The following is a 25,167-nucleotide window of genomic DNA, read 5'->3' on the forward strand; positions in this document are numbered from 1 at the left end:
TATGTTGAAGTCATGGATGAGAACTGCATTGAGCAAGTGGGTGTCTCTGGGCGGTTTATTGGCCTTGTCTGCTTCGTTGACCTGGGCCCAGAATCCGCAAACCCTGCAGTCGGTGTCGATTGCCTCCCAATCGGGCGCGGAGATCGTTCGGTTTGATTTTGCCAACCCGGTGGATTTCAAGCCCAATGGTTTCGGGATCCAGTCACCGGCCCGCGTCGCGATTGACTTGCCGGCGGTGGGCAGTGCGCTCAACAAGAACACCGTGGAGTTTGCCCAAGGCAATGTCCGCTCGGTGAACGTGATTCAGGCCTCGGACCGTACCCGTCTGGTGCTGAACCTCAAGAAATACTCGGCCTACACCACCCAAGTGGATGGCAAGTCCGTTTTGATCACCTTCGAACCTTCGGCCACTGGGGCGCCGGTTGCTGCCGCGTTGCAGAACTCGTTTGCCGAGTCGCGCAATGCCGATGTGATGCCGCTCAAAGACGTCGATTTCCGGCGTGGCACCGACAACGCCGGCCGCGTGGTGGTGAGCCTGCCCAACAACCAGACCGGGGTGGACCTCAAGGTTCAGGGCCAGGGCCTCGTGGTGGAGTTCCTCAAGACCTCGCTGCCCGAGGGGCTGCGCCGCCGTCTGGATGTGACCGATTTCGGCACCCCGGTGAAGACCATCACCTCCAACCAGACTGGCGATCGCGTGCGGGTGCTGATCGAGCCGACCGGCGATTGGGAGCATTCTGCTTACCAAAGTGACGATCAGTTCGTGGTCGAAGTGCGCCCCAAGAAGGTCGATACCAGCAAGCTGTTGCAGGCGCCCAGCTATGTGGGCGAGAAACTCTCGCTCAATTTCCAGAGCATCGACGTGCGCTCCCTGTTGCAGGTGATTGCGGATTTCACCAACTTCAACATCGTGACCTCGGACACCGTGTCAGGCAACCTGACGCTGCGCCTGAAAGACGTGCCGTGGGACCAGGCCCTGCAGATCATCATGGACTCCAAAGGCCTGGGCATGCGCAAGTCGGGCAATGTGCTCTGGATTGCCCCGCGTGACGAACTGGACGCCCGCACCAAGAAGGACCTGGAGGCGCTGCAGGCCATCGAGCGGCTCGAGACCCTGCGCACCCAATCCTTCCAGCTCAACTACGCCAAGGCGTCTGAGATGGTGATCCAGCTGCGCGGTGTCGCGGGGGGGGCGATCGCTGGCAGTGCTGCTGGCGTGACCCGTTTCTTGTCCGAACGTGGCAGCGTGATCGCCGAGCCCCGCACCAACCAACTTTTTGTCACCGACACCGCCAAGAAGCTCGTCGAAGTGCAGGAATTGTTGGCCAAGCTGGACATCCCGGTGCGCCAGGTGCTGATCGAGGCGCGGATTGTCGAAGCCTCGGATACTTTCGGCCGTTCGCTGGGCGTGCGCCTGGGCGGCAGTGATTTGCGCGGGGTGAACGGCGGCAACGCGGGTTACGCACTGGGGGGCGGCAACCGTGTCGCGTTTGGCGGCTCGTACGATGCCGTGTCGTCCACCACCGGTGAGACCGCCAACGTGATGACCACCACCAACACCAGCTTTGTCAACCTGCCTGCCGCGGGGCAGGGGGGGTATTCAGCGTCATCGTTTGCCTTGTCGATTTTCAATTCGGCCGCCAACCGTTTCCTGAACCTTGAAATCTCGGCCCTGGAAGCCGACGGCAAGGGCAAGGTGGTGTCCAGCCCGCGGGTGATCACGGCCGACCAGACCAAGGCCTTGATCGAGCAGGGCACCGAGTTCCCTTACCAGCAGGCGACCTCGAGCGGTGCCACGTCGGTGGCTTTCCGCAAAGCCAACCTGAAACTGGAGGTGACGCCGCAGATCACCCCCGAAGGCAACATCATCCTTGACTTGGACATCAACAAGGACAGCAAGGGTGAGACCACGGCCCAGGGCATTGCGATCAACACGAAGCACATCAAGACCCAAGTCCTGGTTGAGAATGGCGGCACGGTCGTGATCGGCGGTATTTTTGAGTTGACGGAGTCCGATAGCGAGGCCAAGGTGCCGTTGCTGGGTGACATCCCGGTCATGGGCAACCTGTTCAAGTCCAAGACCAAGTCGACCAACAAACAGGAAATGCTGGTGTTCATCACGCCAAAGATGGTGTCTGATCGCGCCACCAATCGTTAATGGGGCTGGAGGGTTTGTTTGTGAATTATTTGAAATACGGTTTCGTTGTGCTCGTTGCGGGCTTGTTGACGGCTTGCGGCGGTGGCGGCGGCAGCGCAGGCACTACCTCGGGTGGGTCTTCCTCGACCTCCAGCGCCACACCCACGGTGGTGGTGACCCTGACGGACACCACGGGCAATGCCCTGGGCGTCCCCGTCACTTTGCAGTCTGGCTCCACTTACCTGGCCCAGGCCCAGGTGTTGGACGCCCGGAGCACCCCGATCGTCAACCAGTTGGTGTCCTTCGCCGGGGACACGTCCCTGGTCACTTTGTCGCCTGCCACGGCCCTGACGGACACCAGCGGCGTGGCCAGGGTTCAGGTTTCTCCGTTGTCGTTGGCTGGTGCGGGCACCATCGTGGCCACCTCGTCCATTGGCGGTTCGTCGGTGACCTCCAACGCGGCGGCTTATCAGGTCGCGGCCAAGAACGTGGCGGCGTCTCTGACCTACGTCTCTGGCACACCCACCGTGGCCGTCATCAGCTCGGCGACCACCGGCGTCAAACAACTGAACGCCAAGTTCCAGTTGCTCAACGAACAAGGGCTGGGCCTGTCGGGCCAGTCGGTGACCCTGAGTCTCAATGCCCAGGCCATCTCGTCGGGCGTGACCTTCCTGGCCAACGGCCTCAACACAACCGCCAGCCAGGTGCTGACGACCGATGCCTCGGGCAATGTGCAAGCCATCCTCAGCTCGGGCACCCTGCCAACCCCGATCCTGGTCACGGCCAAGCTGACCAACAACAGCAACATCCAGGCGAACTCGGTGGGACTGGCCGTGACCAACGGTCGTCCGACCCAACTGCGCTCGTCGATCGCCGCCACGGTGCTCAATCTGGAAGCCTCGGGCGGGGGCACCAGCATCATTCAAGGTGTGCAAACCACCATTTCGGTGCTGCTGTCGGACCGCCTGGGCAACCCGATCCCCGCGGGCACGGTGGTCAATCTGGTGGCTTCCCACGGCCAGGTGACGGGCTCTTGCCTGGTCGATGCCACCTCGGGTTGCACGGCCACTTGGACCTCGGCAGGTGAGCGCCCCAGCAGCGGTTTGTTGACCGTGCTGGCCTACCTGGATGGTGAAGAAGATTTCGTCGATGCCAACGGCAACAACCAATACGACGCGGGCGAGTCCTTTACCGATGTGGGTCAGGTGTACCTGCCCAAAGACCCCAAGGCAGCGGCCTTCAACTCGCTGGTGGACCAACCCATCGCGGGCGGCATGACGGGCAATGTGGCCTGCAACAGTGTGGGCAGCGTGGCCTACCAAATGCCGAACACCTGCGATGGTCTCTGGAGCAGCTCGATCCGCGTTCGCAAGGGCGTCACCCTCAGCTGGTCCAGCGGCGTGGCCTCTTGGGGCGGCGTGAGCAGCAACACGGGTGCTGTTTTCACGGTCACGGTGTCGGATGACTTGGGCAACGCCTTGCCCAACAAGACCGCGCTGTCGGCCACGGGCAACTGCACCACGGGCACGGGCACGGCCACGACCGCGGTGGTGCCGGCACTGGTGGTGTCGCCCACGACGGTGCCCAACACCATCAGCCCGACCGTGGTGTCGGTCGCATTGACGCCGACCAGCACGCTCACTTCCTTCTCTGGTGGTGCTTGCACCATCAACCTGACGGCCACGTCGCCAGCGGGTCTGGTCACCACCCGCCGCTACTCGTTCTAAACTCAGGGTTTTGACGACGACCGCCTGGCAACTCGGTTGCCAGGCGTTTGTCTTTCTGAGACTGGCTTGCCCGCGGTCGTGACGAACCTGAAATTCACATGCTTTGTGTCCTGATCGGAATGCCTGGCTCCGGCAAATCGACTGTCGGGCGGCAGCTTGCGCGCCGCTTGGGGCTGCCCTTTCTCGACACGGACCAGGTGCTGGAGACCCGGCTGGGGTGTTCGATCCGTGAGTTCTTTGAGGCCCAGGGGGAGTCGGCTTTTCGTGACCGCGAGGAGCAGACCCTGGCTGAATGCCTGGCGCAGGAGCGGGGCGTGGTGTCCACCGGCGGCGGCATCGTGCTGCGCCCAGGCAACCGGCAGCGCCTGCAGCAGGCGCCGTGTGTCATTTACCTGCGAGCCAGTCCCGAGGACATCTACCGCCGACTGCGGCACGACACCAGCCGCCCGCTCTTGCAGGTGGCCGATCCGCTGCGCAAGCTCAAGGAGCTCTACGCCGACCGCGACCCGCTCTACCGGGAGTCGTCTCGCTTTGTGGTGGAGACCGGCCGGCCCACCGTGGCGGCGCTGGTGAACATGATTTCCATGCAGCTGGACCTGGCCTTGCCAGACCGTCTGGGTGCGCGCACGGGCGAAACGCCTAAACTCTGAGGTTGGCTGCCGCAAGCGGGAGCTGTCGATCCTTGTTCCACGTTTTCTTGCGAGCTTTGCCACCATGTCTTCGCCATCCACCGCCGCCCGAGTGGGCATCCACCTGGGCGAGCGCAGTTACGACATCCTGATCGGTCCTGATCTGCTGGATCAGGCGGCTGCCTTCGACGGCGTGCCCGCCAGCCGATCGGCCCTTATCGTCACCAACACCACGGTGGCGCCGCTGTACCTGGCGCGCCTGAAAGCGGCGCTGGCTTCACGCCATGCGGTGTTGCACGAAGTCATCCTGCCCGATGGCGAGGCCTACAAGACCTGGGACACCCTGAACCTTGTGTTTGACGCCTTGCTGGGCCAAGGCTGCGACCGCAAGACCGTGTTGTATGCCCTGGGGGGCGGCGTGATTGGTGACATGACGGGGTTTGCCGCCGCGGCCTACATGCGTGGCGTGCCCTTTGTGCAGGTGCCCACCACCTTGCTGTCCCAGGTGGATTCGTCGGTCGGGGGCAAAACCGCCATCAACCACCCGTTGGGCAAGAACATGATCGGGGCCTTCTATCAGCCGCAGAAAGTCCTGTGCGACCTGGCCGTGTTGCGCACCTTGCCGGCCCGCGAGCTCAGCGCCGGGCTGGCCGAGGTCATCAAATACGGCCCGATTGCCGACACCGCCTTCCTCGACTGGATTGAAGCCCACATCGATGGCCTGCGCGCCTGCGACCAGTCGCTGATGGCCCATGCGGTGCAGCGCAGTTGCGAGATCAAGGCCGAGGTGGTGGGGGTGGATGAGCGCGAATCGGGCCTGCGCGCCATCCTCAACTTTGGCCACACTTTTGGCCATGCCATCGAAGCCGGCCTGGGTTACGGTCAATGGCTGCACGGCGAAGCCGTGGGTTGCGGCATGGTGATGGCGGCCCAGTTGTCGCTGCGCCTGGGCTTGGTCGAGGCCGACTGGGTGGCCCGGCTGACGCGCCTGATCGCCGCGGCGGGTCTGCCGGTCCAAGCCCCGGTGCTGGACGCGAACGACAATGCGGGCCGCTACCTGAGCCTGATGCGCGTCGACAAAAAGGCCGAGGCGGGCGAGATCAAGTTCGTGCTCATCGACTCACCGGGGCGCGCTGTGGTGCGCGGTGCACCTGACGCCTTGGTGCGCGAGGTCATCGACGCCTGCACCGTGGCGGCCTGAACATGGTGGCGCTGCCCGAGCTGGCCGGGGGCCGAGCCCTGGCACCCTATGCCTGCGACCCCGACCAGAGCCGCGGACGGCGCTACCCCGAGGTGGCTGCGCCCACCCGCAGCGAGTTCCAGCGCGACCGCGATCGCATCGTGCACAGCACGGCATTCCGGCGTCTGGTCTACAAGACCCAGGTGTTTCTGAACCACGAGGGTGACCTGTTTCGCACCCGCATGACGCATTCCCTGGAGGTGGCCCAGCTCGGGCGCTCCATCGCACGTTCGCTGGGGCTCAACGAGGACCTGGTCGAAGCCATTGCCCTGGCCCATGACCTGGGGCACACCCCGTTCGGGCACGCGGGGCAGGATGCCCTGCACGAGTGCCTGCGTGCACACGGCGCAGCGGACGCCGACGGCTTCGAGCACAACCTGCAAAGCCTGCGCGTGGTGGACGAACTCGAAGAGCGTTACCCCCGCTACAACGGCTTGAACCTCAGCTTTGAGACCCGCGAGGGCATCCTCAAGCACTGCTCGCTGGCCCACGCGCGTCAGATCGAGGCGGTCGAGCCTGGCGGGGTGGGGCGCCGCTTCATCGACCGCACCCAACCCAGCCTTGAAGCGCAGCTTTGCAACCTGGCCGATGAGATCGCCTACAACGCGCACGACATCGACGACGGGGTGCGCTCCGGCCTCATCACCCTGGAGCAGTTGCAGGCCGTGCCGCTGTTCGAGCGTTACCGCCAGCAGACCCTCGACGAGTTCCCGCAACTGGCCGACCAAGCCGGTCGGCGCCTGTTGTACGAGGCCATCCGCCGCATGCTGAGCCAGCAGGTCTACGACGTGATCGAGGCCACCGCCGCGGCACTGGCGCAGCAACCCCTGCACCATGTCGACGACGTGCGACGGGCCGGACCGCTGCTGTGCTTCACGCCCGCCATGCGGGCGGAGTCGACGCAACTCAAGCAGTTCTTGTTCAAAAACCTCTACCGTCACCCCAGCGTGATGGAGACCACCCACCGGGCGCGCCAGGTGGTGGCCGAGTTGTTTGAGCGCTTCTTGCGCGATCCCCACGAGATGCGGCCGCGCTTTGCGGCCCGCGCCGACACCGCTCGCGCGGTGGCCGACTACATCGCGGGCATGACCGACCGCTATGCCTTGCGTGAGCACGAACGCCTCACGGGGCAGCGATTGCTGTCGTGACGACTGGGGCGGTGACGCCGCCGCGACGCCGGGTCTGGGCCTGGGTGGTGGTGGCTGCCGGGGTGGCCGCGGCCCTGCATGTGGCCAAGCTCGCGCCGGCCTTGCCGGTGTGGCGCCAGGACTGGGGCCTGACGCTGGCGCAGGCCGGCTGGTTGCTGTCCACCGTGCAGGCTGCGGGCATGGTGTTGGGCGCCCTGATGGGCGGCCTCGCCGATGCCTGGGGTCTGCGCCGCTGTGCGCTGCTGGGCCTGGGTGTGCTCAGCGTGGCCAGTGCCCTGGCGCCGGCGGCCCAGGCCGTGTCCACCTTGCTGGCCTTGCGAGCGCTGGAGGGCTTGGGTTTTCTGCTGGCCACCATGCCCGCCGCAGGCCTGCTGCGCCGCCATGTGCCGCCGCAGCGCCTGGCGCTCATGCTCGGGGTGTGGGGCTGCTACATGCCGTTGGCCACCGCGCTGGCCCTGCTGCTGGGCCCCTGGGTCCTGACCCATTGGCACTGGGCTGTCTGGTGGTGGGGGGCGGCGGCCGCCACCGCCCTGATGGGGGCCCTGCTGGCCTGGCGCTTGCCCCCTGATCCTGCTGGTGGCGCGGTCCCGGCCGAGCGTCGGCATGGGGCCGGGCGGGGCTTGTGGTTGCGGCTGCGCCAGACCTGGTCGTCGACCGGGCCCTGGGTGGTCGCGGGGGCTTTTGCGCTGTATTCGGGCCAATGGTTGGCGGTGATCGGTTTCCTGCCGTCCATGCTGGCGCCCGAGGCTTGGTCGCCCGTGCAGGCCGCATGGCTGATGGCGGGCTTGGCGGGCGTCAACATGTTGGGCAACTTGTCGGGCGGGGCCTTGCAGCACCGGGGCGTCCTGCCCGCCCAGCTGCTGGTGTTGGGCTTTGGGGGCATGGCGGTGGGCAGTGTCTGGGCCTTTCAGTCCGCCTGGCCGCTGTCGTTTGAAGTCCGCATGGTCGGGGTGCTGTTGTTCTCGCTGATCGGTGGTGTCATTCCGGCGACCTTGTTTGGGCAGGCTGTGAAAGTCGCGCCAGACGAGGGTTGCATCAGCACCACGGTGGGCTGGATGCAGCAGTGCTCCTCGTTGGGGCAGTTCCTGGGCCCGCCAGCGGTGGGGGCCTTGGCGGTCTGGTGCGGCGGCTGGCAGTGGACCTGGGTGGCGACCGGTACCTGCTCTGTCCTGGGCATGGGCCTGGCCTGGGTGCTGTCGCGCACGGTGCCAGCTCGGGCGCGCTGAGCCCTTGCCGGGTTTGCGTGGTCTGGCCGGTAAAATCGAGGCTTCTCCTCTTGGACGGGCGCTGGCTTGTGACTTTTCTGTTTTCTTCCCTGTCGCTCGCGGCGCCTGACGCCGAGGGGCGTTCCACATGACGCTGCTGACCCCTGACGCGGCCCGCGAGGCTCAGGTGGTGGCGGACACCCGGCGCTGGCTCGAGCGGGCCGTGATCGGCCTCAACCTGTGCCCGTTCGCCAAGTCGGTGTACGTCAAGAACCAGGTGCACTTCGTGGTGGATTTCGGCACCGAGCCCGAGGCCTTGCTGAGCACGCTCGAGGCCGAGTTGCGGGCCCTGGCCCAGGCCGATCCCGCCGAACGGGACACCACCCTGTTGGTGCTGCCCGACGCCTTGAGCGATTTCCTGGACTTCAACGATTTCCTCGGCTGGGCCGACGAGGTGCTGGAGCGCCTCGCGTTGGACGGCGAACTGCAGATCGCCAGCTTCCACCCGCAGTTCCAGTTTGCGGGCACCCGGCCGGACGACATCAGCAACTGCACCAACCGCGGCCCTTACCCGACCCTGCACCTGCTGCGCGAGGCCAGCATCGACCGGGCGGTCGAGGTGTTCCCCGAAGCGGAATTGATTTACGAGCGCAACATCGAGACGCTGGAGCGCCTGGGCCATGAAGGCTGGGCGGCACTGGACGTCGAGGCCCACCGGACCACCCCATGAAGAAGAACAAGACCCAGGCAGCCGCCACGCCCCAACGCGGAGCGGCGGCTGTGGACGCCGCACTGGCGGCCGAGCTCAAGCCTGGCCAGTCGATCGAACTGCTCAAGGAACTGCACATCCTGACCCGCGAGGGCCGGCTCAACCAGGACTCCCGGCGCAAGCTCAAGCAGGTCTACCACCTGTTTCAGTTCATCGAGAAACTGTTGCATGAACTGCCCGCCCGCGACGGTGGGCCCACCCTGGCCGACCACGGCGCGGGCAAGTCGTACCTGGGTTTCATCATTTATGACCTGTTCTTCAAAGCCCTGGGGCAGGGCCACATCTATGGCGTCGAAACCCGTGCTGAACTGGTCGAACGCTCGCAGGCGCTGGCCCAGCGACTGGGTTTTTCGCGCATGGCCTTCGTCAACACCACGGTGGCCGAGTCGCTGAGCGACCAGCGCCTGCCCGAGCAAATTGACGTGGTCACGGCCTTGCATGCCTGTGACACCGCGACCGACGACGCGATCGCGTTTGGCTTGCAGAAGCGCGCGCGCTTCATGGTGCTGGTGCCCTGCTGTCAGGCCGAGGTGGCCAGTTGTCTGCGCGAGAGCAAGGCCTTGTCGCTGTCGCGCACGCCGCTGGCCGAGCTGTGGCGCCACCCGCTGCACACCCGTGAGATGGGCAGCCAGATCACCAACGTGCTGCGCTGCCTGTACCTGGAAGCCTGTGGCTACCAGGTCACCGTCACCGAGTTGGTGGGTTGGGAGCACAGCATGAAGAACGAGCTGATCCTGGCCCGCTACACCGGCCAGAAGAAGCGCAGCGCGGCCGAGCGCCTGCAGGCCCTGTTGGCCGAGTTCGGGCTGCAATCGTTGCAGGCCACCCGTTACCCCCTGCCGGCCCAGGGGGCGGCCCTGGCTACGGCCCCGGACGCAGCGCCCTCAGCGGCCTGATCTGCTCACCCGCCCGCCGCGCGCCCGCTGTCCTTGCCCGCTCCGTTGCCATGGCCCGCCTCGCCCGCCTGACCCTGCCTGGCCTGCCGCACCAGGTGATCCTGCGTGGCAACAACGGCCAGGCGGTTTTTGTTGACGACGCGGATCGCCAGGCCTTTTTGGCGGTGCTGGCCCAGTACCTGCCCGAGCACGGCATGGAGTTGCACGCCTGGCTGTTGCTGCCTCAGGCGGTTCACCTGTTGTTGACACCGCGCAGCGCGGATGCGCTGTCGGCCTTCATGCAGGCCATCGGCCGCAAGTACACGCGCCAGTTCAACCAGCGCCATGGCCGCAGCGGCACGCTGTGGGAGGGGCGCTTCCGCTCCACCGTGTTGCAGGCCGAGCGCTACCTGGTCCCCTGCATGGTGAACATGGACACCATGCCGGTGCGCCTGGGCCTGGTGGCCGAGCCCCAGGACCATGCCTGGTCCTCCCATGCGCACCACATCGGCCGCCAGGTGGATCGCCTCATCACCCCGCACCCGGTCTATTGGCAATTGGGCAACACCCCGTTCGCGCGCGAGGTGGCCTACGCCCGCCAGGTCGCGGAGGGGCTGTCGGAGCGCGAGGTGCAGGCCTTGAGCCAGGCCACCCAGCAAGGCTGGTTGCTGGGCGATGCCGCCTTTGTGGACGCCTGGCAGCCCAAGGTCGACCGCCGCCTGACCCGGCGTGCGGCAGGGCGACCGCCCAAGGTCCCGGGCCGCGTCAAAACGCCAGCCAATTAATCTGTCCCCAATTTAATTTTCAAAGATGCACACAGGAATTTAATTGGTATCTGACCCCAATTAAATTTTCTTGGCATTTTTATTGCACTGCACTATCCTTCGCTTCCCCGCGAAATATCGTGAACCCCGGGCCGCCACGGTCGCACCTGCCAGGTGCCGATCCAGCCGGTCCCCAATGATCAGGACATGCCATGACGAAGGCTGCAGAGATTCAGCATCTCCAACAAAACGGTCTCTATTCGGCGACCAATGAGCACGACGCTTGCGGCGTCGGTTTTGTGGCCCACATCAAGGGCGTCAAGAGCCATGCCATCGTGCAGCAAGGCCTCAAGATTCTTGAAAACCTGGATCACCGTGGCGCCGTGGGCGCTGACGCCCTGATGGGCGACGGGGCCGGTATCCTGATCCAGTTGCCCGATGCGCTGTACCGCGAAGAAATGGCCAAGCAGGGCGTCGCCCTGCCGCCGCCCGGCGAGTACGGCGTGGGCATGATCTTCCTGCCCAAGGAACACGCTTCGCGCCTGGCCTGCGAACAGGAAATGGAACGCGCCATCAAGGCTGAAGGCCAGGTCCTGCTGGGCTGGCGCGATGTGCCGGTGAACCGCGACATGCCCATGTCGCCCGCCGTGCGCGAAAAAGAACCCGTGCTGCGCCAGGTCTTCATTGGCCGTGGCAACGACGTGATCGTGCAAGACGCGCTGGAGCGCAAGCTGTACGTCATCCGCAAGACCGCCAGCGCCAACATCCAGGCGCTGAAGCTCAAGCACAGCAAAGAGTATTACGTGCCCAGCATGAGCAGCCGCACCGTGGTCTACAAGGGCCTGCTGCTGGCCGACCAAGTCGGTACCTATTACCTGGACCTGCAAGACCCGCGTTGCGTCTCGGCCCTGGGCCTGGTGCACCAGCGCTTCTCGACCAACACCTTCCCCGAGTGGCCGTTGGCTCACCCCTACCGCTATGTGGCGCACAACGGTGAAATCAACACCGTCAAGGGCAACTACAACTGGATGAAGGCCCGCGAAGGCGTGATGTCCTCGCCGGTGCTGGGCGCCGACCTGCAAAAGCTGTACCCGATCAGCTTCGCCGGCCAGTCCGACACCGCCACCTTCGACAACTGCCTCGAGCTGCTGACCATGTCGGGCTACCCGATCAGCCAGGCCGTGATGATGATGATCCCGGAACCCTGGGAGCAGCACACCACCATGGATGAGCGCCGCAAGGCCTTCTATGAATACCACGCCGCCATGCTTGAGCCCTGGGACGGCCCGGCCTCGATCGTGTTCACCGACGGTCGCCAGATCGGCGCCACGCTGGACCGCAACGGCCTGCGTCCTTCGCGTTACTGCATCACCGACGACGACTTCGTGATCATGGGTTCCGAGTCGGGCGTGTTGCCCGTGCCCGAGAACAAGATCGTGCGCAAGTGGCGTCTGCAGCCCGGCAAGATGTTCCTGATCGACCTGGAACAAGGCCGCATGATCGACGACGAAGAGCTCAAGGCCAGCCTGGCCAACAGCAAGCCGTACAAGCAGTGGATTGAAAACCTGCGCATCAAGCTGGACGACGTGCAAGCCGGCGCGGCCGCGGCACCGGCCACCAGCGAGCTGTCGCTGCTGGACCGCCAGCAGGCCTTTGGCACCACCCAGGAAGACATCAAGTTCCTGATGAGCCCGATGGCCGTCAACGGCGAAGAGGGCATTGGCTCGATGGGCAACGACAGCCCGCTGGCCGTGCTGTCCGACAAAAACAAGCCGCTGTACAACTACTTCAAGCAGTTGTTCGCGCAGGTGACCAACCCGCCAATCGACCCGATCCGCGAAGCCATCGTGATGTCGCTGGTGTCCTTCATTGGTCCCAAGCCCAACCTGCTGGACATCAACCAGGTCAACCCGCCGATGCGCCTCGAAGTGAGCCAGCCGGTGCTCAACTTCGCCGACATGGCCAAGCTGCGCAACATCGCGGCCACCACGCAAGGCAAGTTCAAGAGCCACACGCTCGACATCACCTACCCGCTGGTGTGGGGCCATGAAGGCGTGGAAGCCAAGCTGGCCTCGCTGTGCGCCGAAGCGGTGGACGCGATCAAGGGTGGCCACAACATCCTGATCATCAGCGACCGTGGCATCAGCGCCACGCAAGTGGCCATTCCCGCGCTGCTGGCGCTGTCGGCCATTCACCAGCACCTGGTGCGTGAAGGCCTGCGCACCACCGCGGGTCTGGTGGTCGAAACCGGCACCGCGCGTGAAGTGCACCACTTCGCCGTGCTGGCCGGTTACGGCGCCGAAGCCGTCCACCCCTACCTGGCGATGGAAACCCTGACCGCGATCCACAAGGACCTGCCAGGCGACCTGTCGGCCGACAAGGCCATCTACAACTACGTCAAGGCGATTGGCAAGGGCCTGTCCAAGATCATGTCCAAGATGGGCGTGAGCACCTACATGAGCTATTGCGGCGCTCAGTTGTTCGAGGCCATCGGCATCAACAACGAAACCGTCGAGAAGTACTTCACCGGCACCGCCAGCCGTGTCGAGGGCATTGGCGTGTTCGAGATCGCTGAAGAAGCCATCCGCATGCACAAGGCCGCCTTCGGTGACGACCCGGTGCTGGCCAACATGCTGGACGCAGGTGGCGAGTACGCCTGGCGTGCGCGTGGCGAAGAGCACATGTGGACCCCGGATGCGATTGCCAAGCTGCAGCACTCGACCCGCGCCAACAACTGGAACACGTACAAGGAGTACGCCCAGATCATCAACGACCAGTCGCGTCGCCACATGACCCTGCGCGGCCTGTTCGAGTTCAAGATCGACCCCGCCAAGGCCATCCCGGTCGACGAAGTTGAACCCGCGAAGGAAATCGTCAAGCGCTTCGCCACCGGCGCCATGTCCATGGGCTCGATCTCCACCGAAGCCCACGCCACCCTGGCGGTGGCCATGAACCGCATTGGCGGCAAGAGTAACACCGGTGAAGGCGGTGAGGACCCAGCGCGTTACCGCCAGGAACTCAAGGGCATCCCGATCGCCCAAGGCGCCACGCTGAAGAGCGTGATCGGCGACAGCGCGGTCGAAGTCGACCTGCCGCTGCAAGCCGGTGACTCGCTGCGCTCGAAGATCAAGCAGGTGGCATCGGGTCGCTTCGGTGTGACCGCTGAATACCTGTCCAGCGCCGACCAGATCCAGATCAAGATGGCCCAGGGCGCCAAGCCCGGCGAAGGCGGCCAGCTGCCGGGTGGCAAGGTGTCCGAGTACATCGGCAAGCTGCGTTACTCGGTGCCCGGTGTGGGCCTGATTTCGCCCCCGCCGCACCACGACATTTACTCAATCGAGGACTTGGCTCAGCTGATCCACGACCTGAAGAACGTGGCGCCGCACTCCAGCATCAGCGTCAAGCTGGTGTCCGAAGTCGGTGTGGGCACCATCGCGGCCGGCGTGGCCAAGTGCAAGAGCGACCACGTGGTGATCGCCGGCCACGACGGTGGTACCGGTGCCTCGCCCTGGTCGTCGATCAAGCACGCGGGCGGTCCGTGGGAAATCGGCCTGGCCGAAACCCAGCAGACCCTGGTGCTGAACCGCCTGCGCAGCCGCATCCGCGTGCAAGCCGACGGTCAGATGAAGACCGGCCGTGACGTCGCCATCGGCGCGCTGCTGGGGGCTGACGAATTCGGCTTCGCCACCGCACCGCTGGTGGTCGAGGGCTGCATCATGATGCGCAAGTGCCACCTGAACACCTGCCCGGTGGGCGTGGCCACGCAAGACCCGGTGCTGCGCGCCAAGTTCTCGGGCAAGCCCGAGCACGTGGTGAACTACTTCTTCTTCATTGCCGAAGAAGTGCGTCAGATCATGGCCCAGCTGGGCATCCGCAAGTTCGACGACATGGTCGGTCGCGTTGACCTGCTCGACACCAAGAAGGGCATCGAGCACTGGAAGGCCCAGGGCCTGGACTTCAGCCGCCTGCTGGCCCAGCCGCAAGTGTCGGCCGACGTGCCCCGCTACCATGTCGAGAACCAAGACCACGGCCTGGAAAAGGCCCTGGACGTGGTGCTGATCGAGAAGTCGCGCGCCGCCATCGAGAAGGGCGAGAAGGTCCAGTTCATCGAACGGGCCCGCAACGTCAACCGCTCGGTGGGGGCGATGCTCTCCGGTGCCCTGACCAAGGTGCACCCGGAAGGCCTGCCAGACGACACCATCCGCATCCAGCTCGAAGGCACGGGTGGTCAGTCCTTCGGTGCCTTCCTGGCCCGAGGCATCACCATGTACCTGATTGGTGACGCCAACGACTACACCGGCAAGGGCCTCTCCGGCGGCCGCGTGGTGGTGCGCCCGAGCATCGACTTCCGTGGCGAAGCCGCTCGCAACATCATCGTCGGCAACACCGTCATGTACGGTGCCACCAGCGGTGAGGCCTTCTTCAGCGGCGTGGCCGGCGAGCGCTTTGCGGTGCGCCTGTCGGGTGCCACGGCGGTGGTCGAAGGCACCGGTGACCACGGTTGTGAGTACATGACCGGCGGTACCGTGGCCGTGCTCGGCAAGACCGGCCGCAACTTCGCGGCCGGCATGAGCGGCGGCGTGGCCTATGTGTACGACGACGACGGCAGCTTCGCCAGCCGTTGCAACACCGCCATGGTCAGCCTGGACAAGGTGCTGCCGGCGGCTGAGCAAGAAGCCACCATCGACTCGGCCATCTGGCACCGCGACCAGACCGACGAAGCCCAGCTCAAGAAGCTGCTGGAAGACCACCACCGCTGGACCGGCAGCAAGCGTGCGCGCGAACTGCTGGACAACTGGAACGAGGCCCGTGCCAAGTTCGTCAAGGTGTTCCCGACCGAGTACAAGCGCGCACTGGGCGAAATCAACGCCAAGAAGCAAGCGGTCACGGCGACCACCAAGGCCAAGGCCTCGGCCAAAGAAGCGGCTGCGGCCAAGTAATTCGATCCGACCTCACGATTCAAGGACAAAGCATCATGGGAAAAGTCACCGGCTTCATGGAATTTGAGCGCATCGAAGAAGGCTACAAGCCCGTTTCCGAGCGCCTGAAGCACTACAAGGAATTCGTGGTCGGTCTCGACCCGAGCCAGGCCAAGGTGCAGGGTGCGCGCTGCATGGATTGCGGCACGCCCTTCTGCAACAACGGCTGCCCGGTCAACAACATCATTCCGGACTTCAACGACCTGGTTTACAAGGGCGACTGGCAAAACGCCATCGAGGTGCTGCACAGCACCAACAACTTCCCCGAGTTCACTGGCCGCATCTGCCCCGCCCCTTGCGAGGCGGCCTGCACGCTGAACGTGAATGACGACGCCGTGGGCATCAAGTCGATCGAGCACGCGATCATCGACCGTGCCTGGGCCGAAGGCTGGGTCCAGCCCCGTCCCGCCAAGCACAAGACCGGCAAGAAGGTCGCCGTGGTGGGCTCCGGCCCGGCCGGCATGGCCGCGGCCCAGCAGCTGGCCCGTGCGGGTCACGATGTGACGCTGTTCGAGAAGAACGACCGCATCGGCGGCCTGCTGCGCTACGGCATCCCTGACTTCAAGATGGAGAAGTCGCACATCGACCGCCGCGCCAAGCAGCTCGAGGCCGAAGGCGTGACCATCCGCACCAGCGTGATGGTGGGCAAGTTGCCCGAGGGCTCCAAGGTCACCAACTGGGCCAAGGAAACCATCAGCCCCGAGCAGCTCAAGAAGGACTTTGACGCCGTGCTGCTGACCGGTGGTTCCGAGCAGTCGCGCGACCTGCCGGTGCCGGGCCGTGACCTGGACGGCATCCATTTCGCGATGGAATTCCTGCCGCAACAAAACAAGGTCAACGCGGGCGACAAGCTCAAGGGCCAGTTGCGCGCCGACGGCAAGCACGTCATCGTCATTGGTGGCGGCGACACCGGCAGCGACTGCGTGGGCACCAGCAACCGCCACGGCGCGGTCAGCGTGACCCAGTTCGAGGTCATGCCTCAGCCGCCTGAGCAAGAAAACAAGCCTTTGGTCTGGCCCTACTGGCCGCTGAAGCTGCGCACCAGCTCCAGCCACGAAGAGGGCTGCACGCGTGAATTCGCCATTTCCACCAAGGAATTCATCGGTGAAAAAGGCAAGGTCACCGGCCTCAAGACCGTGCATGTCGAATTCAAGGACGGCAAGCTGGTCGAGATCCCGGGCACTGAAAAAGAGTACAAGGCCGACCTGGTGCTGCTGGCCATGGGTTTTGTGAACCCGGTCGCCACCGTGCTGGACGGCTTTGGTGTGGACAAGGATGCCCGTGGCAATGCCAAGGCCAGCACCGAATTCACCGGTGGTTACGCAACCAATGTGCCTAAAGTGTTCGCTGCTGGTGACATTCGCCGGGGTCAATCGCTGGTGGTTTGGGCCATCCGTGAAGGTCGTCAGGCGGCCCGCGCCGTGGACGAGTTCCTGATGGGCTTCAGCGACCTGCCGCGCTGATCGGGCCGCCGGCTCAGTCCGGTGCCCTCGGTTTTTCGCCATGACAACGCCCCCTGCTGGGGGCGTTGTCATTGGTGTTGGCCTCGCTTGACTCCGGGTTAACCTGAATCCCTTATGATTCCAAAACGCTGGGCACCGTCCGGCGTTTTCGCTTCATGGCATCCCTACCCAATTCCTCACTTGTTGAACTGCGCGACCTCACCTTCGGGTACGGGGAGCGCCTGATCCTGGATGGCGTCACCCTGACCATTCCCCGGGGCAAGGTCACGGCCTTGATGGGCGCATCAGGGGGCGGCAAGACCACGGTCCTGCGCCTGATCGGGGGGCAGATCCGGCCCCAGTCCGGTGAGCTTCGCTTTGACGGTGAAGACCTGCGCACCATGGACATGGCGGGCCTGTACCGCATCCGCCGCCGCATGGGCATGTTGTTCCAGTTTGGGGCCTTGTTCACCGACTCCAGCGTGTTCGACAACGTGGCGTTTCCGCTGCGCGAGCACACCGACCTGCCCGAGTCGCTGATCCGTGACATCGTGCTCATGAAGCTCAATGCCGTGGGCTTGCGGGGGGCGCGCGATCTGATGCCCAGCGAAGTCTCGGGGGGCATGGCCCGCCGGGTGGCGCTGGCGCGGGCCATTGCGCTGGACCCGGAGCTGGTCATGTACGACGAGCCCTTTGCCGGGCTGGACCCGATTTCCCTGGGCACGGCGGCGCGCCTGATCCGCCAGCTCAACGACGCCATGGGGCTGACCAGCATCATCGTGTCGCACGACCTCGACGAGACCTTCCACATCGCCGACCAGGTGATCGTGCTGGCCAATGGGCGCATCGCTGCCCAAGGCACGCCCGACGAGGTGCGCCACAGCGAAGACCCGTTGGTGCATCAGTTTGTCAACGCGCTGCCCGAGGGGCCGGTGCGATTTCATTACCCGGGCCCGACCGTGGCGGACGACTTTGGCCCCCACAGTGGAGCTGCCCGATGAGCTGGTACCGTCCCTCGGATGTGGGCCTGGCCACCCGCCGTCAGTTGGCCAACCTGGGCCACGGCGCGCGCCTGTTCGTGCGGCTGGTGCTCGACTTGGGCGTGTGCTTGCGGCGCTTCGGCCTGGTGCGCGACCAGATTCACTTTTTGGGCAACTACTCGCTCGCCATCATTGGCGTGTCGGGCTTGTTCATTGGCTTTGTGCTGGGCCTGCAGGGCTTCAACATCCTTCAACGCTATGGCTCCTCCGAGGCGTTGGGGCAGTTGGTGGCGCTGTCGCTGGTGCGCGAGCTGGGGCCGGTGGTCACGGCTCTGCTGTTTGCCGGACGGGCGGGCACCTCGCTGACGGCCGAGATCGGCCTGATGAAGGCCGGCGAACAACTCAGCGCCATGGAAATGATGGCGGTGGACCCGGTTCAACGCATCCTGGCGCCCCGCTTCTGGGCCGGCGTGATCACCTTGCCGCTGTTGACGGCGGTGTTCAGCGCGGTCGGGGTGTTGGGGGGCTGGGTCATTGCGGTGCCCCTGATCGGGGTCGATTCGGGCTCCTTCTGGAGCCAGATGCAAGGCGGCGTGAACGTCTGGAGCGATGTGGGCAATGGCGTGATCAAGAGCGTCGTGTTTGGCTTCACCGTCACCTTCACCGCTTTGCTGCAGGGGTTTGAGGCGACGCCCACGCCCGAGGGCGTGTCGCGTGCGACCACCCGCACGGTGGTGGTGGCTTCGCTGGCGGTGCTGGGTCTGGACTTCATCCTGACTGCGCTGATGTTCAGTATCTGAGATTCAACCGGGTGGGCCCAGGGCCTGCCCTCGATGTGAAAGGGAGGGTGTTGTGCAACGCTCCAAAAATGATGTCTGGGTGGGTTTGTTCGTGCTGCTGGGTCTGGCGGCGGTGCTGTTCCTGGCGCTGCAATCGGCCAACCTGCTGAGCCTGAGCTTCCAGTCCACCTACCGGGTGTCGGCCAAGTTCGACAACATCGGGGGCCTCAAGCCCAAGGCCGCGGTCAAGAGCGCGGGTGTGGTGGTGGGCCGGGTCGAATCGATCGTGTTCGATGACAAGTCGTTTCAGGCCCAGGTCACCCTGGCGCTCGAAAACCGCTACGCTTTCCCGAAGGACAGCTCCGTGAAGATCCTGACCTCGGGTTTGCTGGGTGAGCAGTACATCGGCATCGAGGCGGGCGCCGACGACAAGAACCTGGCCCAGGGCGACAAGATCGGCACCACCCAATCGGCCGTGGTGCTGGAGAACCTGATCAGCCAGTTCTTGTACAGCAAGGCAGCGGACGGTCCGTCCACGCCCAACGCAGGGGGGAAGAAATAAAAATGCACATTCAAATCAACACGCCGTCCCAGCGGCGGCCCGGCGCTTGGTGGCGCTGGGCCTTGCTGACCTTGGCGCTGGCGCTGCTGTCGGGCTGCGCCTCGGGGCCAGGCAAGAATCCGCGTGATCCGCTGGAGCCTTTCAACCGGGACATGTCGCGCTTCAACGAGGCCGTGGACAGCGCGGTGCTCAAACCAGTGGCCACGGCCTACCGCGAGGTCACCCCTTCGCTGGTGCGCACCGGGGTGAACAACTTCTTCTCCAACCTCGGTGAAGTCTGGTCCTTCGTCAACAACGTGCTGCAACTCAACGTCAAGGCGTCGGCTGACACCGCGCTGCGTTTTGGTTTCAACACCATCTTCGGTCTTGGCGGGGTGCTCGATTTGGCCAGCGAGATGCAGATTGAGCAGCACAAGCAGGACTTTGGACAGACGTTGGCGCGCTATGGTGTGCCCACTGGCCCTTACATCGTGCTGCCGATCCTCGGGCCCTCCACCTTGCGTGACACCGTCGCCTTTCCGCTCATCATGAAGGGCGATGTGGTGACCCGGATCGACCACGTTCCGACCCGCAATTCGCTGTTCGCCGCCCGTTTGGTGTCGGTGCGCTCCAACTTGCTGGGTGCCAGCCGGGTGCTGGACGAGGCGGCCTTGGACAAATACTCCTTCACCCGCGATGTCTACCTGCAACTGCGCGACAACGAGCAGCGCAACGGCAAGGCCTCGGTGGAAGACGACGATGGGGCCTTGCCGCCTGAGCCGCTGCCCTGATTGATGGGGGCGCCTTGTCGGCCCTTTGACCAGGCGTTCCGTTATGAACCGGTGAGCACCCGATCCTCGCAAGGCAAGGGCCTTGGGGCGGTGACACCAGATTGGCGGGCCTGTTCCGCCTTGGAAGGATGCACATGAAACGACGTACCCTCGCGGCCTGGCTGATGGCCACCGCAAGCGCATTGACCCTGGCTTTGCCGCTGACCGTGCAGGCCGCGGACGAAGCCCCCGACGCCCTGATCAAGCAGCTCTCTTCGGACGTGCTGGAAACCATCAAGACCGACAAGGCGATCCAGGGTGGCGACACCAACAAGATCATTGCCTTGGTGGACACCAAGATCATGCCCAACGTGAACTTCCCGCGCATGACCGCCGCGGCCGTGGGCCCGGCCTGGCGTCAGGCCACGCCGGAGCAGAAGGCCCGCCTGCAGGAAGAATTCAAGACCCTGCTGGTGCGCACCTATTCGGGGGCTTTGGCCCAGGTCTCGGACCAGACCATCTCCATCAAGCCGCTGCGCGCTTCGGCAGACGATGCCGATGTGGTGGTGCGCACCGAAGTGCGTGGCAAGGGGGACCCGATCCAGCTCGACTACCGCCTCGAGAAAACCCCCGGCGTGGGCGCGGGCTGGAAGATCTACAACCTCAATGTGATGGGGGTCTGGCTGGTGGAAACCTACCGCAGCCAGTTCGCCACCGAAATCAATGCCAAGGGCATCGACGGCCTGATTGCCACGTTGACCGAGCGCAACAAGGCCAACAGCGGCAAGAAGGGCTGATCCGTGCTGGTCTTGCCCGCTGAATTGACCCACGCCCAAGCCGGGGCCTGCCTCAGCATGTTGGTGCAGGCCCTGCGCCGGGACGCCGAGTCCCTGGTGGTGGCCGACGCCTCGGCCACCGTGGTGTTTGATTCATCCGCGCTCGCCGTCCTGCTGGCCTGTCGGCGCGAAGCGCTGGCCCTGGGCAAGGGTTTTGTGGTGCGTGGGCTGCACGCCCGGCTGGCTTCGCTGGCCCAGCTTTACGGGGTCAGCGAACTGCTGCCGGTCCAGGGTTGATGCCCTGAACCCGTGCTCGCCGTCGGCGCCATGGCCGCTGCCGGCGCAAGGCCACCCCGGGCGGCTCAGCACCCCAGTGGGGGGAGGGCTTAAAATCCCCAGTCTCCATGCCAGCAGTCTCCTTCCAATCGGTCTCCAAGACCTTCTCGACCCCCCGTGGCCCGTTTCAGGCCTTGAACAATGTCAGCTTTGACATTGAAGAGGGGGAATTCTTCGGCCTGCTCGGTCCCAATGGGGCGGGCAAAACCACCCTGATCAGCATCCTGGCGGGCCTGGCGCGTGCCAGTGCCGGACGCGTGCTTGTGCAAGGCGCGGACGTGCAGGGGGACTACGCCGAGGCGCGGCGCCGCCTGGGCATCGTGCCCCAGGAGCTGGTGTTCGACCCGTTTTTCAATGTGCGCGAGGCGCTCAAGATCCAGTCGGGCTACTTCGGCGTCAAGAACAACGACGCCTGGATCGACGAGCTGCTCGAAAGCTTGGGCCTTGCCGACAAGGCCAAGTCCAACATGCGTCAGCTGTCGGGCGGCATGAAGCGCCGCGTGCTGGTGGCGCAGGCCCTGGTGCACCGCCCGCCGATCATCGTGCTCGACGAGCCCACTGCGGGCGTCGACGTGGAGTTGCGCCAGACCCTGTGGCAGTTCATCGCCAAACTCAACAAGCAGGGCCACACCGTGCTGCTGACCACCCATTACCTGGACGAAGCTGAAGCCCTCTGCGGGCGCATTGCGATGCTCAAGCAAGGCCAGGTGGTGGCGCTCGAGCGCACCACCGACCTGCTGAGCCAGGCTTCGGGCAATGTGCTGCGCTTCAAGGTCGACGGCGAACTGCCGGTGGCCCTGCGCGCCCAGGCCCGGGTCACGGGCCGCATTGCCCAGCTGCCGGTGCACGACGCCGCCGACATCGAGCGCTGTCTGGCGCTGGTGCGCGAATCCGGCCTGGTGGCCGAGGACATCGAGGTGCGCAAGGCCGACCTCGAAGACGTGTTCATCAGTGTGATGAGCAAGGCCAGCGGCAGCCGCCCCGCCGCCCCCGCGACGGAGGTGAGCGCATGACCGGCTGGCAAACCCTGCTCTACAAAGAGATCCTGCGCTTCTGGAAGGTCAGCTTCCAGACCGTCGCAGCCCCGGTGCTGACCGCCGTGCTCTACCTGATGGTGTTTGGCCATGTGCTGGACCAGCGCGCCGAGGGCACGCAAGGCGTCACCTACACCGCCTTCCTGATCCCCGGGCTGGTGATGATGAGCGTGCTGCAAAACGCGTTCGCCAACAGCTCCTCCTCGCTGATCCAGAGCAAGATCATGGGCAACCTGGTGTTCTTGCTGCTGACCCCCTTGTCGCACCGGGCCTGGTTTGTGGCCTATGTCGGCTCCTCGCTGGTGCGCGGTCTGGCGGTCGGTCTGGGTGTTTTTGTGGTCACCTCTTTCTTTGCCATGCCGTCCTTTGTGGCGCCGGTCTGGATCGTGGTGTTCGCCGTGCTGGGTGCGTCGATGCTGGGGGCGCTGGGCCTGATCGCCGGCCTGTGGGCCGAGAAGTTCGACCAGATGGCCGCGTTCCAGAACTTCGTGATCATGCCCATGACCTTTTTGTCGGGCGTGTTCTATTCGATCCACTCCCTGCCGCCGTTCTGGCAGCAGGTCAGCCACCTGAACCCGTTTTTCTACATGATCGACGGCTTCCGCTACGGCTTCTTCGGGGTCAGCGACGTCTCGCCCTGGGTGAGCCTGGCCCTGGTGGGCACCGCCTGGTTGGTGGTCAGCGGCATTGCCCTGCACCTGCTGCGCACGGGCTACAAGATCCGCAGCTGAGCGATCGGCCCCGCGCCGTGGCCTCGTTTGTTTGAACGACCCCTTACCTTGCTGTTTTCCCATGACCGCTGACGATCTGAAGAACCTCATTGCCGCAGGCCTGAACTGCGACCACATCACCCTCGAAGGGGACGGCCGCCACTGGTACGCCACCATCGTGTCGACCGAGTTTGAAGGCAAACGCGCAATCCAGCGCCACCAGCGGGTTTACGCCACGCTTGGTGAGAAAATGCACACCGATGAGGTCCACGCCCTGTCGATGAAGACCTTCACGCCCGCAGAATGGGCCGCCCAGCCGCGCTGATGGCGATCCGGCTGTCTGCGAGCCCCTTTCAAACCCTGATTTTTCCCCGATGGACAAACTCCTCATCCGTGGCGGCCGCCCCCTCAACGGCGAAGCCCTTATTTCTGGCGCCAAAAACGCAGCCCTGCCTGAGCTGTGTGCCGCCTTGCTGAGCGATGAGCCCATCACGCTGCGCAATGTGCCGGGTCTGCAAGACGTGGTCACCATGCTCAAACTGTTGCACCACATGGGCGTCACCGCCGAGCGCGGTGCCGACGGTGAGGTGCGCCTTGACGCCAGCACCTTGACCCTGCCCGAAGCGCCTTATGAGCTGGTCAAGACCATGCGCGCCTCGGTGCTCGCCTTGGGGCCGCTGGTGGCCCGGTTTGGCCGCGCCCGGGTGTCGTTGCCCGGCGGCTGTGGCATTGGGTCGCGTCCGGTCGATCAGCACATCAAAGGCCTGCAAGCCATGGGGGCCGAGATCACGGTCGAGCACGGCTACATGCTGGCCAGCCTGCCCGCCGGCCGCACCCGCCTGAAGGGCGCGCGCATCACCACCGACATGGTCACTGTCACCGGCACCGAGAACTTCCTGATGGCCGCCGCCCTGGCCGAAGGCGAGACCGTGCTGGAGAACGCTGCCCAGGAACCCGAGATCCCTGACCTGGCCGAGATGCTGATCGCCATGGGCGCCCGCATCGAGGGCCACGGCACCAGCCGCATCCGCATCCAGGGCGTGGAGCGCCTGCATGGCTGCGACCACACCGTGGTGGCGGACCGCATCGAGACCGGTACCTTCCTGTGCGCGGTCGCTGCCACCGGTGGCGACGTGTTCCTGCGCCACGGCCGTGCCGACCACCTGGACGCGGTGATCGACAAGCTGCGCGAGGCTGGGGCCAGCATCACGGCCAACGACCAAGGCATCCGCGTGCAAGCCAAGGGCCCGGCCTATGAGCACTTCAAGGCCCAGAGCTTCCGCACCACCGAATACCCGGGCTTCCCGACCGACATGCAGGCCCAGTTCATGGCGCTCAACTGCGTTTCGCGCGGGACGTCGACGGTGACCGAAACCATCTTTGAGAACCGCTTCATGCACGTCGATGAGCTGGCCCGTCTGGGCGCGCGCATCCAGACCGATGGCAAGGTGGCGGTCATCGAGGGCGTGCCGCGCCTGTCGGGCGCCACCGTCATGGCCACCGATTTGCGCGCGTCCGCCAGCCTGGTGATCGCCGGCCTGGTGGCCGAGGGCGAGACCGTGGTCGACCGCATCTACCACCTCGACCGCGGCTACGACCGCATGGAAGACAAACTGCGCGGCCTGGGCGCCGACATCGAGCGCACCCGCTGAGCCGGTGCGCCACTGCAAGGACCCCTTCATGATCACTCTCGCCCTTTCCAAAGGCCGCATCTTTGACGAAACCCTGCCGCTGCTGGCTGCCGCCGGCATCGAGGTCACTGAGGACCCCGACAAGTCGCGCAAGCTCATCTTGCCGACCAACCAGCCCGATGTGCGCGTGGTGCTGGTGCGCGCCACCGACGTGCCCACCTATGTGCAGTACGGCGGGGCCGACCTGGGCGTGACCGGCAAAGACACGCTGATCGAGCACGGCGGCCAAGGCCTGTACCAGCCGCTGGACCTCAACATCGCGCGCTGCCGCATGAGCGTGGCGGTGCGTTCCGACTTCGACTACGCCGGCGTGGTCAAGCAGGGTTCGCGCCTGCGCGTGGCGACCAAATACACCACCATTGCACGCGACTTTTTTGCCACCAAGGGCGTGCACGTCGACCTGATCAAGCTGTACGGCAGCATGGAACTGGCCCCGCTGACCGGCCTGGCCGACGCCATCGTGGACCTGGTGTCGACGGGCAGCACCCTGAAGGCCAACCACCTTGTGGAGGTGGAACGCATCATGGACATCAGCTCGCGCCTGGTGGTCAACCAAGCGGCCCTCAAGCTCAAGCAAGCGCCCATCCGCCGCATCATCGACGCCTTTGCGGGCGCCGTGAAAGCCGATTGAATTC

The 25,167-nt window shown here is 64.9% G+C and carries 22 protein-coding genes; all 22 read left to right on the forward strand.

Going from position 1 to position 25,167, the window contains the following annotated elements; all coding sequences use genetic code 11:
• Positions 1-16 precede the first annotated feature (16 nt).
• Positions 17-2,158: a type IV pilus secretin PilQ gene (gene pilQ, locus PSQ40_RS11360; RefSeq protein ID WP_273951571.1), complete on the forward strand. Its 2,142-nt coding sequence runs from the start codon at positions 17-19 to the stop codon at positions 2,156-2,158.
• Between the two features lie 20 nt (positions 2,159-2,178).
• The gene (locus PSQ40_RS11365) at positions 2,179-3,864 is read left to right on the forward strand and encodes an Ig-like domain-containing protein (protein ID WP_273951573.1); all 1,686 of its coding nucleotides are present in this window, start codon (positions 2,179-2,181) and stop codon (positions 3,862-3,864) included.
• A 98-nt stretch (positions 3,865-3,962) separates the two neighbouring features.
• Positions 3,963-4,514, forward strand: coding sequence for a shikimate kinase (locus PSQ40_RS11370; protein ID WP_273951574.1), 552 nt, complete (start codon positions 3,963-3,965; stop codon positions 4,512-4,514).
• 64 nt (positions 4,515-4,578) lie between these two features.
• Positions 4,579-5,694, forward strand: a complete 1,116-nt coding sequence (aroB, locus tag PSQ40_RS11375) for a 3-dehydroquinate synthase (protein ID WP_273951575.1) — start codon at positions 4,579-4,581, stop codon at positions 5,692-5,694.
• Between the two features lie 2 nt (positions 5,695-5,696).
• On the forward strand, positions 5,697-6,881 hold the full coding sequence (locus PSQ40_RS11380; RefSeq protein ID WP_273951576.1) for a deoxyguanosinetriphosphate triphosphohydrolase: 1,185 nt from the start codon (positions 5,697-5,699) through the stop codon (positions 6,879-6,881).
• An 11-nt stretch (positions 6,882-6,892) separates the two neighbouring features.
• Positions 6,893-8,107, forward strand: coding sequence for an MFS transporter (locus PSQ40_RS11385; RefSeq protein ID WP_273951577.1), 1,215 nt, complete (start codon positions 6,893-6,895; stop codon positions 8,105-8,107).
• Positions 8,108-8,234: 127 nt separating this feature from the next.
• Positions 8,235-8,816: a DUF1415 domain-containing protein gene (locus PSQ40_RS11390; RefSeq protein WP_273951578.1), complete on the forward strand. Its 582-nt coding sequence runs from the start codon at positions 8,235-8,237 to the stop codon at positions 8,814-8,816.
• Positions 8,813-9,751 carry a class I SAM-dependent methyltransferase gene (locus PSQ40_RS11395; RefSeq protein ID WP_273951579.1) on the forward strand — a complete coding sequence of 313 codons (939 nt, stop codon included), beginning with the start codon at positions 8,813-8,815 and terminating at the stop codon, positions 9,749-9,751. Before PSQ40_RS11390 ends, PSQ40_RS11395 begins: the two co-directional genes overlap by 4 nt.
• A gap of 50 nt (positions 9,752-9,801) precedes the next feature.
• Positions 9,802-10,515, forward strand: coding sequence for a transposase (locus PSQ40_RS11400; protein ID WP_273951580.1), 714 nt, complete (start codon positions 9,802-9,804; stop codon positions 10,513-10,515).
• Between the two features lie 191 nt (positions 10,516-10,706).
• Complete coding sequence (locus PSQ40_RS11405; protein WP_273951581.1) at positions 10,707-15,434, forward strand: glutamate synthase-related protein; 4,728 nt, start codon at positions 10,707-10,709, stop codon at positions 15,432-15,434.
• 35 nt (positions 15,435-15,469) lie between these two features.
• The gene (locus tag PSQ40_RS11410; RefSeq protein ID WP_273951582.1) at positions 15,470-16,936 is read left to right on the forward strand and encodes a glutamate synthase subunit beta; all 1,467 of its coding nucleotides are present in this window, start codon (positions 15,470-15,472) and stop codon (positions 16,934-16,936) included.
• A 155-nt stretch (positions 16,937-17,091) separates the two neighbouring features.
• A complete protein-coding gene (locus PSQ40_RS11415; protein ID WP_273951583.1) occupies positions 17,092-17,916 on the forward strand; it encodes an ABC transporter ATP-binding protein in 825 nt (274 codons plus the stop codon).
• Entirely contained in the window at positions 17,913-18,695 is a 783-nt protein-coding gene (gene mlaE / locus PSQ40_RS11420; protein WP_273951585.1) for a lipid asymmetry maintenance ABC transporter permease subunit MlaE, read from the forward strand. Before PSQ40_RS11415 ends, mlaE begins: the two co-directional genes overlap by 4 nt.
• A gap of 52 nt (positions 18,696-18,747) precedes the next feature.
• Positions 18,748-19,236 (forward strand): outer membrane lipid asymmetry maintenance protein MlaD, encoded by a 489-nt coding sequence (mlaD, locus tag PSQ40_RS11425; RefSeq protein ID WP_273951586.1) that lies wholly within the window; start codon positions 18,748-18,750, stop codon positions 19,234-19,236.
• A gap of 2 nt (positions 19,237-19,238) precedes the next feature.
• Positions 19,239-20,006 (forward strand): MlaA family lipoprotein, encoded by a 768-nt coding sequence (locus tag PSQ40_RS11430; RefSeq protein WP_273951587.1) that lies wholly within the window; start codon positions 19,239-19,241, stop codon positions 20,004-20,006.
• A gap of 128 nt (positions 20,007-20,134) precedes the next feature.
• Positions 20,135-20,782 (forward strand): MlaC/ttg2D family ABC transporter substrate-binding protein, encoded by a 648-nt coding sequence (locus tag PSQ40_RS11435; protein ID WP_273951588.1) that lies wholly within the window; start codon positions 20,135-20,137, stop codon positions 20,780-20,782.
• Between the two features lie 3 nt (positions 20,783-20,785).
• A complete protein-coding gene (locus PSQ40_RS11440) occupies positions 20,786-21,058 on the forward strand; it encodes an STAS domain-containing protein (RefSeq protein ID WP_273951589.1) in 273 nt (90 codons plus the stop codon).
• Between the two features lie 107 nt (positions 21,059-21,165).
• Positions 21,166-22,110, forward strand: a complete 945-nt coding sequence (locus PSQ40_RS11445; protein WP_273951590.1) for an ABC transporter ATP-binding protein — start codon at positions 21,166-21,168, stop codon at positions 22,108-22,110.
• Positions 22,107-22,862, forward strand: a complete 756-nt coding sequence (locus tag PSQ40_RS11450; RefSeq protein ID WP_273951591.1) for an ABC transporter permease — start codon at positions 22,107-22,109, stop codon at positions 22,860-22,862. The genes PSQ40_RS11445 and PSQ40_RS11450 overlap by 4 nt, the downstream gene beginning before the upstream one ends.
• Before the next feature lie 61 nt (positions 22,863-22,923).
• Positions 22,924-23,166 carry a BolA family protein gene (locus tag PSQ40_RS11455; protein WP_273951593.1) on the forward strand — a complete coding sequence of 81 codons (243 nt, stop codon included), beginning with the start codon at positions 22,924-22,926 and terminating at the stop codon, positions 23,164-23,166.
• A 49-nt stretch (positions 23,167-23,215) separates the two neighbouring features.
• A complete protein-coding gene (gene murA / locus PSQ40_RS11460; RefSeq protein WP_273951594.1) occupies positions 23,216-24,493 on the forward strand; it encodes a UDP-N-acetylglucosamine 1-carboxyvinyltransferase in 1,278 nt (425 codons plus the stop codon).
• Positions 24,494-24,521: 28 nt separating this feature from the next.
• Entirely contained in the window at positions 24,522-25,163 is a 642-nt protein-coding gene (gene hisG / locus PSQ40_RS11465; RefSeq protein ID WP_273951595.1) for an ATP phosphoribosyltransferase, read from the forward strand.
• The last annotated feature ends 4 nt before the right edge of the window (positions 25,164-25,167 follow it).

This window comes from Curvibacter cyanobacteriorum (genome assembly GCF_028649475.1).
Lineage (GTDB): Bacteria > Pseudomonadota > Gammaproteobacteria > Burkholderiales > Burkholderiaceae_C > Curvibacter > Curvibacter cyanobacteriorum.